The following is an 11652-nucleotide window of genomic DNA, read 5'->3' as shown; positions in this document are numbered from 1 at the left end:
ACAAGGCCGAAGCCGCCGCGTTCGCGGCGAACGCGTGCGGCGAGCAAGGCGGAGTCCGAGGCCGCGGCCACGCACGCGGCGACGCAGCGGGCCAACGCCAAGGCGGCCGAGGCCACCGCGCAGGAAGCCCGGGCCGGCATCGCCGCCCACGAGGCCTCCCGGCTCGCCGGGCTGGCCGCCATCCATGCCAACCAGTCCCTCCAGGCGGCCAACCGCACCCGGGAGGAAGCCGACGGCGCCACCAGGGAAGCGGCGATGGCGCGCCTGCAGTCCACCATCGCCGTCCAGGCCGCCACCTCCGCCCGTACCACCGGCAGCCGGTATCGCAGACCCGGCCAACACCGCCATCCAGCTCACCGCGCCGTTCACCGGCACGGACGTGAACGCCGACTTCGCCGCGGAGGTGGCCCAGGCCGCCCTGGCGATGGGCCAGGCGGAGGTGACCAAGGCCGAGACCCGAGCGGCGGAGGCGGTCAAGGCCGCCGACGCGGCCGAAGCCGCCGCCGCGCGTGCCAACGCCGAGGTGGGCCCCGCGTTCAAGGCGGCGGCGGCAGCGGCGCGTTCCTCCGCGGACGCGGCCCGCTCCTCCGTGGCCGCGATGAAGTCCGCGGCGCAGGCCGCCGAGGACGGAGCCAAGGCCAGAGCCGCGGCTGCCCGGGCCAACGAGGCCGACGCCCAGGCGCAGGCCGACGCGAAACTCGCCCGCCAGGCCGCCAACGAGGCGTTCGCGGACGCGGCGGCGGCCCGCAACGCCGCCACCCAGGCCGAGGCCGAGGCCGCACGCGCCCGTGGAGCCGCCACGGAAGCGGAGAACCACGCCGCGGCCGCGAGCAGCGCCGCCACCCTGGCCGAGAAGGAAGCGAGCGTCGCCCAGGGCGCGGCCGCCCAGGCGGAGAAGGACGCCGCCGACGCCGACAAGCTCGCCACCTCGGCCGAGGAGCACGCCAAGTCGGCCGAGACCGCCGCCAAGAACGCCGGCACCTACGCCAAGGAAGCGGACGAGGCGGCCAAACGAGCCGAGGAGTACCAGCGCGAGCAGGAGCGCAAGGAGCGCGAGGAGGCCGCCCGGAGCAAGGAGAACGGCGACCCGTACTCCCTGGAGGAGGCTGAGCGCGCGGCGCTCGAAGCCGCCGGCATCAGCGAGGCGGAGTACGAGGCGGCCCGGGCGCTCGCGCAGAAGGACCTGCTGGACTATCTGAAGGAGAACGGCGCCGAACTTCTCGTCGAACTCGCCGCCGAGGAGATCAAGGAGTGCTGGGACGATCCGGATATCTCCACCTGCCTGTGGGCGGTCGTCAGCAACCTGCCCTGGGCGAAGGCCGTCAAGCTCGTCGGCAAGCTCCCGAAGATCGGCAAGGCCATCTGGGGCATCAAGGGCTTCCTGGACAAGTCTGCCGAGGCCAAGAAGCTCGTCGACAAGGGCGAGAAGATCCTCGAGGACGTTTGGAAGAAGCTTCCGGCCTGCGTGACGGACAGGAAGAAGAAGGGTTCTGCGGCCCAGCGTTCCGCGCGGTCGGTGGACGGTGCGCACCACTCCTCGGTCATGGCGGGCGGCGGCAGTGGCGCGGGAGATCTGGGTCTCGCGCGCGAGGAGTTCATCGCTAAGCTCGTCGGCGGAAAGGTGGCCAAGGGGGAAAACGGGCAGGACATCCCGATCGTGATGCCCAACGTGGGATCCAGTGGTCTCGACGTCATCGGACCGAACGGCGAGTACATCTTCGTCGGCGGTGGCGCCAAGGCCGCGAACCCGTCCAAGTTCGGCAAGGCCCTCAAGATCAACAAGTACGCGGCCGACGAGGCCGGAGTGAAGGCGATCTACTACCTGGCCGACAACACACCGGAATCCGCCATCAAGCAGGCCAAGAAGGTCTTCGGAGACGAAAATGTGCACATCTTCACGCTGCCGAGCTGCTAGCCATGGCTGACGGATTCATCCGCTGGTACCGGGAGTCGGGAGCCACGTCGGTCTTCGTCGAGCAGGTGGAACTCTTCCAGGCGCACGGCATCGGGCTCGTGCACCCCGTGAGTGGCGCGGCCGTGGTGCTCGACGTCGAGGGGGAACACGTCCTGATGCCTCCGGACGAGCTGGGCCGTCTTCTGGGGCTGCGTGTCGCCTCCCTCACGATGGACTGGTGGATCTCCCAGGATGTCGATGTCGTCGACACGTACACGTACGAGCCATGGGGGTGCGAGATCCAGACGCTGTGGGTGGACGGCCTCACCTCGGAGCAGGCCGACTCGGTCGAGGCGGCCGTTCTCGCCGCGGCGAGGGGACTTCCCACGCCGACCCGCGCCGTGATCGTCGATCGTCGGGGTCGATGTGACCCCGACGACTGGGACGCGGCGGTGCTCCACGACGGGGAGGTGCTGCCGGCCGTCGCGGACCGGGTGCTCGTGCGCGACCCGCTCAAGGGGAAGCTCCTCAGGTCGTCGCCGGAGCTGAGGAGTGAGGAGATCGGGGCAGGTCTGACCCTGCTCTCTCCCGCACGCCTCTGACACCCTCTCGGTCCGTCGGTCCGTGCCCGCGACGGCCTCTGGGCGGAAGGCCCCGCCGAACCACCACGTTCGGCGGGGCCTTCGGCATACGGTTCGAGACAGAAAACGATCCACCGGCCTCTCATTGGCCCTTGCTGTGGCCTGGCCCCCTCACGTTTCCTCGTTGCTGCAGAAACCCCCTTTCCCCTCAGCGAGGTCACCCGTGTCCATCTCCGAAAACCAGGCTCCCGAGACCGGCACCGCCCGTGTGAAGCGCGGCATGGCCGAGCAGCTGAAGGGCGGCGTCATCATGGACGTCGTCACGCCGGAGCAGGCGAAGATCGCCGAGGACGCGGGAGCCGTCGCGGTCATGGCCCTGGAGCGGGTCCCGGCCGACATCCGCAAGGACGGCGGTGTGGCCCGCATGTCCGACCCCGACATGATCGAGGGCATCATCGAGGCCGTCTCCATCCCGGTGATGGCCAAGTCCCGCATCGGCCACTTCGTCGAGGCCCAGGTGCTGCAGTCCCTCGGCGTCGACTACATCGACGAGTCCGAGGTCCTCACCCCGGCCGACGAGGTCAACCACTCCGACAAGTGGGCCTTCACCACGCCGTTCGTCTGTGGCGCCACCAACCTGGGCGAGGCCCTGCGCCGCATCGCCGAGGGCGCGGCCATGATCCGCTCCAAGGGTGAGGCCGGCACCGGCAACGTCGTCGAGGCCGTCCGCCACCTGCGCCAGATCAAGGGCGAGATCGCCAAGCTGCGCGGCTGCGACAACAACGAGATCTACGCCGCCGCCAAGGAGCTGCGCGCCCCGTTCGAGCTGGTCAAGGAGGTCGCCGAGCTCGGCAAGCTCCCGGTGGTGCTGTTCTCCGCCGGCGGCGTGGCCACCCCGGCCGACGCGGCCCTGATGCGCCAGCTCGGCGCCGAGGGCGTCTTCGTGGGCTCCGGCATCTTCAAGTCCGGCGACCCTGCCAAGCGCGCCGCCGCCATCGTCAAGGCGACCACGTTCTACGACGACCCGAAGATCGTCGCGGACGCGTCCCGCAACCTCGGTGAGGCCATGGTCGGCATCAACTGCGACACCCTCCCCGAGACCGAGCGCTACGCCAACCGCGGCTGGTAAGGCACAGGAGCACATGAGCACCCCCTTGATCGGCGTCCTGGCCCTCCAGGGCGACGTACGGGAGCACCTCGTCGCCCTGGCCGCGGCCGACGCCGTGGCCAGGCCGGTGCGGCGCCCCGAAGAGCTCGCCGAGGTCGACGGCCTCGTCATCCCCGGCGGCGAGTCCACCACCATCTCCAAGCTGGCCGTCCTGTTCGGGGTGATGGAGCCCCTCCGCGCGCGCGTGCGGGACGGACTGCCCGTCTACGGCACCTGCGCCGGCATGATCATGCTCGCGGACAAGATCCTCGACCCGCGCTCGGGCCAGGAGACGATCGGCGGCATCGACATGATCGTGCGCCGCAACGCCTTCGGCCGGCAGAACGAGTCCTTCGAGGCGGGCGTCGACGTCGAGGGCGTCGAGGGCGACCCGGTGGAGGGCGTCTTCATCCGCGCCCCCTGGGTCGAGTCCGTCGGCGCGGGGGCCGAGGTGCTCGCCGAGCACGACGGCCACATCGTCGCGGTCCGCCAGGGCAACGCGCTGGCCACGTCGTTCCACCCGGAACTGACCGGCGACCACCGCGTGCACGCCCTGTTCGTCGAGATGGTGCGCGCGAACCGGACGGCCGAGTCCTAGTAGGATTCCTGCGTTCGTTGCTGAGATGGGTTACGCGAAGGAGACAGGCAGATGTCCGGCCACTCTAAATGGGCCACGACGAAGCACAAGAAGGCCGTCATCGATGCCAAGCGCGGCAAGCTCTTCGCGAAGCTGATCAAGAACATCGAGGTCGCCGCGCGGATGGGCGGCGTCGACCTCGAAGGCAACCCGACGCTCTACGACGCCGTCCAGAAGGCCAAGAAGCAGTCGGTTCCGAACAAGAACATCGACTCCGCGATCAAGCGCGGTGGCGGTCTCGAGGCCGGTGGCGCCGACTACGAGACGATCATGTACGAGGGTTACGGCCCGAACGGCGTGGCCGTGCTCATCGAGTGCCTCACGGACAACCGCAACCGCGCGGCCTCCGACGTCCGCGTCGCCATGACCCGCAACGGCGGCTCGATGGCCGACCCCGGCTCGGTGTCCTACATGTTCAGCCGCAAGGGCGTCGTCATCGTCCCCAAGGGCGAGCTGACCGAGGACGACGTCCTCACGGCCGTCCTGGACGCGGGCGCCGAGGAGGTCAACGACCTCGGCGAGTCCTTCGAGGTCATCAGCGAGGCCACCGACCTGGTCGCGGTCCGCACCGCTCTCCAGGACGCCGGCATCGACTACGACTCCGCCGACTCCAGCTTCGTGCCGTCCGTCCAGGTCGAGCTGGACGAGGAGGGCGCCAAGAAGATCTTCAAGCTGATCGACGCGCTCGAGGACAGCGACGACGTGCAGAACGTCTTCGCCAACTTCGACGTCAGCGACGAGGTCATGGAGAAGGTCGACGCGTAACGCCGGGCTCCACAGCTCCACGGGCCGACGGGACACACCCCGTCGGCCCGTCGCGTTGTCGGTGGTACCCGATAGCCTGCACAAACAGGTGAGCGACAGGGAGGGCGCGTGCGCGTACTGGGGGTGGACCCGGGACTGACCCGGTGTGGTGTCGGGGTGGTCGAAGGCGTCGCCGGACGGCCGCTCACCATGATCGGTGTCGGTGTCGTCAGGACGCCCGCCGACGCGGACCTCGGCCACCGCCTCGTCGCCGTCGAGCAGGGCATCGAGCAGTGGCTCGACGAACACCGGCCGGAGTTCGTCGCCGTGGAACGCGTCTTCAGCCAGCACAACGTGCGTACGGTGATGGGCACCGCCCAGGCCAGCGCCGTCGCCATGCTCTGTGCCGCCCGCCGAGGGATCCCCGTGGCGCTGCACACCCCGAGCGAGGTCAAGGCCGCCGTCACCGGCAGCGGCAGGGCCGACAAGGCGCAGGTCGGCGCCATGGTGACCCGCCTGCTCCGGCTCAGCGCACCGCCCAAGCCCGCCGACGCGGCGGACGCCCTCGCCCTCGCCATCTGCCACATCTGGCGCGCCCCCGCCCAGAACCGACTCCAGCAGGCCGTCGCCCTGCACACATCGAAAGGCCGTACGGCATGATCGCCTTCGTCAGCGGCACGGTCGCCGCGCTCGCCCCCGACGCCGCGGTCGTCGAGGTCGGCGGCGTCGGCATGGCCGTGCAGTGCACGCCGAACACGCTGTCCACGCTCCGCATGGGCCAGCCCGCCAAGCTGCACACCTCCCTCGTCGTACGGGAGGACTCGCTGACCCTGTACGGCTTCGCGGACGACGACGAGCGGCAGGTCTTCGAGCTGCTCCAGACGGCGAGCGGCGTGGGACCGAGACTCGCCCAGGCGATGCTGGCCGTGCACACCCCGGACGCGCTGCGCCGGGCCGTCGCCACCGGCGACGAGAAGGCACTCACCGCCGTCCCCGGCATCGGCAAGAAGGGCGCCCAGAAGCTGCTCCTGGAACTGAAGGACCGGCTCGGCGAGCCGATCGGAGCGCCCGCGGTCGGTGCGCCCGTCAGCAACGGCTGGCGCGACCAGCTGCACGCGGCACTGATCGGCCTCGGCTACGCGACCCGGGAGGCCGACGAGGCCGTCGCCGCCGTGACCCCGCAGGCCGAGGCCGTCGAGGGCACGCCCCAGGTGGGGCAGCTCCTGAAGGCGGCCCTGCAGACGCTGAACCGAGCCCGCTGATCCACGACCCTCTGAGGCACATCTATGAACTGGGACGACACGACCGACACCTCCGCCGGCGAGCGGCTGGTGGACTCTGTCGCCGACGGTGAGGACCAGGCCGTCGAGGCCGCCCTGCGCCCCAAGGACCTGGACGAGTTCATCGGCCAGGAGAAGGTCCGGGAGCAGCTCGACCTCGTCCTGCGCGCCGCACGCGCGCGTGGCGCGACCGCGGACCACGTGTTGCTCTCCGGCGCCCCCGGCCTCGGCAAGACCACCCTGTCGATGATCATCGCGGCCGAGATGGGTGCGCCCATCCGCATCACCTCCGGCCCCGCCATCCAGCACGCCGGCGATCTCGCCGCGATCCTCTCCTCCCTCCAGGAGGGCGAGGTCCTCTTCCTCGACGAGATCCACCGCATGTCCCGGCCCGCCGAGGAGATGCTGTACATGGCGATGGAGGACTTCCGCGTCGACGTCATCGTCGGCAAGGGCCCGGGAGCCACCGCCATCCCGCTGGAGCTGCCCCCGTTCACCCTGGTCGGCGCCACCACGCGCGCGGGTCTGCTGCCGCCGCCGCTGCGCGACCGGTTCGGCTTCACCGCCCACATGGAGTTCTACGAACCGGCCGAACTGGAGCGCGTCATCCACCGCTCGGCGAACCTCCTCGAGGTCGAGATCGAGCCGCACGGCGCCGCCGAGATCGCCGGCCGCTCCCGCGGCACGCCCCGCATCGCCAACCGCCTGCTGCGCCGCGTCCGGGACTACGCGCAGGTCAAGGCCGACGGGCTGATCACCCAGGACATCGCGGCGGCCGCCCTCGCCGTCTACGAGGTGGACGAGCGCGGCCTCGACCGCCTCGACCGGGCCGTGCTCGAAGCCCTGCTCAAGCTGTTCAGCGGCGGTCCCGTCGGTCTGTCCACGCTCGCCGTCGCGGTGGGGGAGGAGCGTGAGACGGTGGAAGAGGTGGCCGAGCCCTTCCTCGTGAGGGAGGGGCTGCTGGCCCGCACCCCGCGCGGCCGGGTGGCCACCCCCGCCGCATGGGCGCATCTCGGCCTCACCCCGCCCCGCTCCCAGACGGCGGGAAACGGACAACAGGACCTGTTCGGGGCGTGAGCGCACCGTCACCGTTTCGGGACGGCGACGTCAGTGGCCGGAGCAGGAACCTCGGTGCCATGCTGAGCGTTGTTCCATGCGCGCGGACTCGCTTAGACTCCGCCGATGCCGCCTTTGTCGGCGGCGTACATACCCCCAACCAGCTGGCCGCTCACAGCGCGGTCGTGTGAAGGAAGTACCGACCCGTGAGTCTCCTGACCCTCCTCCCGTTCATCGTGCTCATCGGGGCCATGTTCCTGATGACCCGGTCGGCCAAGAAGAAGCAGCAGCAAGCCGTGGACATGCGGAACCAGATGCAGCCCGGCAGCGGTGTCCGCACCATCGGGGGCATGTACGCCACGGTCAAGGAGGTGAACGACGACACCGTCCTCCTCGACGCCGGTCCGGGCGTCGAGCTCCTCTTCGCCAAGAACTCCATCGGTGCCGTCCTCACCGACGACGAGTACAACCGCATCGTCCACGGCATCGAGCACGACCTGAAGTCCGACGCCGACCTCGTCCCGGACGACGCCTCCTCCCTCACCGAGACCGGCGACTCCGCCGCCGACGCCACCGCTGACGACAAGGCCGTCGACCTCGGCAAGAAGGACGCGGCTGACGAGCCCGCCGAGGACGCCCCGGCCGGCGAGGCGAAGACGGACGAAGAGCCGAAGAAGACCGACGGCGACTCCGAGGCGAAGTAGTCGTGACCCCGGGGTGCGCGGGCGATGCCCGCGCACCCCGGACCACGCCCAGCTCGCACGGAATCCCGACACCATGTCATGGCCACCCGTCCGCCGATCCGGAGCGAGGTGGCCCGAGAGGGAGTACGAGAAGGTGGCCACACCTAAAAAGGGCAGGAACGCGAGCGCCCAGAGCAAGCCGTGGCGCTCGCTGGCCCTGATCCTGATCGCCATCGCGGCGCTCACCGGTGGGATGTTCGCCTCGGGACACACGAAACCGCGTCTCGGCATCGACCTCGCCGGCGGTACGAGCATCACGCTCCGCGCGGTCCCCGAGGCCGGCAACGAGTCGGCGATCAACAAGACCAACATGGACACCGCCGTCTCCATCATGGAACGCCGTGTCAATGGTCTGGGCGTCTCCGAGTCCGAGGTGCAGACGCAGGGGCGCGACAACATCGTCGTGAACATCCCCAAGGGGACCAACTCCGAGCAGGCACGTAAGCAGGTCGGCACCACCGCCAAGCTCTACTTCCGCCCCGTCCTCGCCACCGAGGTCTCCGGCGGCAACGGCAAGACCAGCCCGTCCCCGAGCCCCACCGGCAGCCCCTCGGGCAAGCCGTCGGGCAAGGCCACCGACAAGCCCGAGGCCACCGACAAGGACTCGGCATCCCCGTCCGCGAGCCCGACCACGCAGGGCCGCGCCGTCACGGACGCGCTGAAGGCCGACGCGACGCCGTCCGCCGGCGCCTCGGACAAGGCGAAGGCCAGCCCCTCTCCGTCCGCCTCCGGTGGCACCGCCGAAGAAGACGCGAAGAAGCTCCAGGCGCAGTACGCCGCACTCGACTGCACCGACGAGAAGGCCCGCGGCAAGGTCGGCGACGGCTCGAAGGCTTCCGAGCCGACCCTGGCCTGCGGCAAGAACTCGCAGGGCCAGTGGCAGAAGTACGTCCTCGGCCCGGCCGAGGTCGACGGCACCGACGTCGACAAGGCCCAGGCCAGCCTGAACACCCAGAGCGGTGCCGGCTGGACGGTCCAGATGGACTTCACGGACTCAGGCGCCAAGAAGTTCGCCGCCATCACCGGCAAGCTGGCGCAGAACCAGTCCCCGCAGAACCAGTTCGCGATCGTCTTGGACGGTGACGTCGTCTCCGACCCGTTCGTCCGCCAGGCCCTGACCGGCGGCAACGCGGAGATCTCCGGCAACTTCAACCAGCAGTCGGCGCAGGAACTCGCCAACATGCTGAAGTACGGTGCGCTGCCACTGACCTTCAAGGTGGACAGCATGACGACCGTGACCGCCGCCCTGGGCGGTGACCAGCTGCAGGCCGGACTGATCGCCGGCGCGATCGGTCTCGCGCTGGTCGTCATCTATCTGATGGCCTACTACCGCGGCCTGGCGTTCATCGCGATCCTCTCGTTGCTGGTCTCCGCAGCCCTCACCTACACGCTCATGGCCCTGCTCGGCCCGACCATCGGGTTCGCGCTGAACCTGCCGGCGGTGTGCGGAGCCATCGTCGCGATCGGCATCACAGCGGACTCGTTCATCGTGTACTTCGAACGCGTCCGCGACGAGATCAGGGAAGGCCGCACCCTGCGCCCCGCCGTCGAGCGGGCCTGGCCGCGCGCCCGGCGCACCATCCTGGTCTCCGACTTCGTGTCGTTCCTCGCCGCCGCGGTGCTCTTCATCGTCACCGTCGGCAAGGTCCAGGGCTTCGCGTTCACGCTCGGCCTGACCACCCTGCTCGACGTGGTCGTCGTGTTCCTCTTCACCAAGCCGCTGCTGACGCTGATGGCCCGCCGCCCGTTCTTCGCGAACGGCCACAAGTGGTCCGGCCTCGACCCGAAGAGCCTGGGTGCGCAGCCGCCGCTGCGCCGCACCCGCCGTCCTGCCGCCCCCGTCGACCCGAAGGAGGCCTGAGATGTCGAAACTCGGCAACCTCGGCGCCCGACTGCACCGTGGCGAGGTCGGCTACGACTTCGTCAAGAACCGCAAGATCTGGTACGGCCTGTCGATCCTGATCACCATCACGGCCATCGTCGGCCTGACGGTCCGCGGCTTGAACATGGGCATCGAGTTCCAGGGCGGCGCCGTCTTCAACACCCCGAAGAACACCAGCGCCTCGGTGTCCCAGGCGGAGGAGTACGCGGAGACGGCCTCCGGCCACGACGCGATCGTCCAGAAGCTCGGCGACGGCAGCCTGCGCATCCAGGTCGCCGGCATCGACACCGACGCGGCGAACAAGATCAAGAACACGCTCGCCGACGACCTCAAGATCGACTCGGAGCAGATCAACGCGGAGCTGGTCGGCCCCAGCTGGGGTGAGCAGATCGCCAACAAGGCCTGGCAAGGCCTCGGGATCTTCCTGATCCTCGTGGTGATCTACCTGGCGATCGCCTTCGAGTGGCGCATGGCGCTCGCCGCGTTCGTCGCGCTGATCCACGACATCACCATCACGGTCGGTATCTACGCCCTCGTCGGCTTCGAGGTCACACCGGGCACGGTGATCGGTCTGCTGACCATCCTCGGCTACTCGCTCTACGACACGGTCGTGGTCTTCGACAGCCTCAAGGAACAGACCAAGGACATCACCAAGCAGACCCGCTGGACCTACAGCGACGTCGCCAACCGCTCGATCAACAGCACCCTCGTCCGCTCCATCAACACCACGGTGGTCGCACTGCTGCCGGTCGGCGGCCTGCTGTTCATCGGTGGCGGCGTGCTCGGCGCCGGCATGCTGAACGACATCTCGCTGTCGCTGTTCGTCGGCCTCGCCGCCGGTGCGTACTCCTCGATCTTCATCGCCACGCCGCTCGTCGCCGACCTCAAGGAGCGCGAGCCGCAGATGAAGGCCCTGAAGAAGCGCGTCCTGGCCAAGCGGGCCCAGAAGGGCGAAACGCCGCAGACGGGAGAGGCCGAGGAGCTGTACGCCGAGGAGCCCGCGGACGCCGCACCCGCGGTCGTCGGCCCTCGCAACCAGCCCGCGTCCCGCAGCCGCGGCCGCGGCCGTCCCTCGGGGAAGCGCCGATGACCGAGATCAGGGACCTGCTGCTCAGCCGCATCAGGGACGTGGCGGACTACCCGGAGCCGGGCGTGATGTTCAAGGACATCACCCCGCTCCTGGCGGACCCGGCGGCGTTCACCGCGCTCACCGACGCCCTCGCCGAGATCGCCGAGCGCAGCGGCGCCACCAAGGTCGTCGGCCTGGAGGCCCGCGGCTTCATCCTCGGCGCCCCGGTCGCCGTCCGCGCCGGTCTCGGCTTCGTCCCCGTGCGCAAGGCGGGCAAGCTCCCCGGAGCCACCCTCGCCCAGGCCTACGACCTGGAGTACGGCTCGGCGGAGATCGAGATCCACGCCGAGGACCTGACCGCCGAGGACCGTGTCCTGATCGTCGACGACGTCCTCGCCACCGGCGGCACCGCCGAGGCCTCGGTCCAGCTCATCCGCCGGGCCGGCGCCGAGGTCGCGGGTCTCGCCGTCCTCATGGAGCTCGGCTTCCTGCACGGCCGCACCCGCCTGGAACCGGCGCTCGGCGGAGCCCCGCTGGAGGCGCTGCTCACGGTCTAGAAGGCCCACGGCAGCCCGGTGGACACCGGCTCGACACCGCGGAGGCGGACCCGGAGGAATCC

General features: G+C 70.0%; 13 protein-coding genes. 12 read left to right on the top strand and 1 reads right to left on the bottom strand.

Translation table 11 applies throughout. The features are described 5' to 3' along the window. Positions 1–296 (bottom strand): hypothetical protein (locus tag SSQG_RS42115; protein WP_208865622.1); only part of this gene is annotated, 296 nt, incomplete at its 3' end. A gap of 83 nt (positions 297–379) precedes the next feature. Here SSQG_RS42115 and SSQG_RS38495 point away from each other — a divergent pair. From SSQG_RS38495 to SSQG_RS06740, 12 genes are all read left to right on the top strand, one after another. Then, the gene (locus SSQG_RS38495; protein WP_003988991.1) at positions 380–1915 is read left to right on the top strand and encodes a hypothetical protein; all 1536 of its coding nucleotides are present in this window, start codon (positions 380–382) and stop codon (positions 1913–1915) included. 2 nt (positions 1916–1917) lie between these two features. Continuing rightward, the gene (locus SSQG_RS06790; RefSeq protein WP_003988990.1) at positions 1918–2496 is read left to right on the top strand and encodes a hypothetical protein; all 579 of its coding nucleotides are present in this window, start codon (positions 1918–1920) and stop codon (positions 2494–2496) included. 202 nt (positions 2497–2698) lie between these two features. Further along, a complete protein-coding gene (gene pdxS / locus SSQG_RS06785) occupies positions 2699–3604 on the top strand; it encodes a pyridoxal 5'-phosphate synthase lyase subunit PdxS (protein WP_003988989.1) in 906 nt (301 codons plus the stop codon). A gap of 13 nt (positions 3605–3617) precedes the next feature. Next, on the top strand, positions 3618–4220 hold the full coding sequence (gene pdxT / locus SSQG_RS06780) for a pyridoxal 5'-phosphate synthase glutaminase subunit PdxT (RefSeq protein WP_003988988.1): 603 nt from the start codon (positions 3618–3620) through the stop codon (positions 4218–4220). A 51-nt stretch (positions 4221–4271) separates the two neighbouring features. Continuing rightward, a complete protein-coding gene (locus tag SSQG_RS06775) occupies positions 4272–5024 on the top strand; it encodes a YebC/PmpR family DNA-binding transcriptional regulator (RefSeq protein WP_003988987.1) in 753 nt (250 codons plus the stop codon). A 108-nt stretch (positions 5025–5132) separates the two neighbouring features. Then, positions 5133–5663, top strand: coding sequence for a crossover junction endodeoxyribonuclease RuvC (ruvC, locus tag SSQG_RS06770; RefSeq protein ID WP_003988986.1), 531 nt, complete (start codon positions 5133–5135; stop codon positions 5661–5663). Then, positions 5660–6265, top strand: coding sequence for a Holliday junction branch migration protein RuvA (gene ruvA / locus SSQG_RS06765; protein ID WP_003988985.1), 606 nt, complete (start codon positions 5660–5662; stop codon positions 6263–6265). The genes ruvC and ruvA overlap by 4 nt, the downstream gene beginning before the upstream one ends. 24 nt (positions 6266–6289) lie before the next feature. Then, positions 6290–7360 (top strand): Holliday junction branch migration DNA helicase RuvB, encoded by a 1071-nt coding sequence (gene ruvB, locus SSQG_RS06760; protein WP_003988984.1) that lies wholly within the window; start codon positions 6290–6292, stop codon positions 7358–7360. 185 nt (positions 7361–7545) lie between these two features. Next, positions 7546–8043, top strand: a complete 498-nt coding sequence (yajC, locus tag SSQG_RS06755; protein WP_003988983.1) for a preprotein translocase subunit YajC — start codon at positions 7546–7548, stop codon at positions 8041–8043. A 133-nt stretch (positions 8044–8176) separates the two neighbouring features. Next, positions 8177–9943 carry a protein translocase subunit SecD gene (gene secD, locus SSQG_RS06750; protein ID WP_039932073.1) on the top strand — a complete coding sequence of 589 codons (1767 nt, stop codon included), beginning with the start codon at positions 8177–8179 and terminating at the stop codon, positions 9941–9943. A gap of 1 nt (position 9944) precedes the next feature. Beyond that, on the top strand, positions 9945–11054 hold the full coding sequence (secF, locus tag SSQG_RS06745; protein WP_003988981.1) for a protein translocase subunit SecF: 1110 nt from the start codon (positions 9945–9947) through the stop codon (positions 11052–11054). Next, positions 11051–11590 carry an adenine phosphoribosyltransferase gene (locus tag SSQG_RS06740; protein WP_003988980.1) on the top strand — a complete coding sequence of 180 codons (540 nt, stop codon included), beginning with the start codon at positions 11051–11053 and terminating at the stop codon, positions 11588–11590. The genes secF and SSQG_RS06740 overlap by 4 nt, the downstream gene beginning before the upstream one ends. Positions 11591–11652 lie beyond the last annotated feature (62 nt).

This window comes from Streptomyces viridochromogenes DSM 40736 (assembly GCF_000158955.1).
Lineage (GTDB): Bacteria > Actinomycetota > Actinomycetes > Streptomycetales > Streptomycetaceae > Streptomyces > Streptomyces venetus.
The sequence above is the reverse complement of the archived record's forward strand: the minus strand, read 5'-3'. Positions and strand labels throughout refer to the sequence as shown.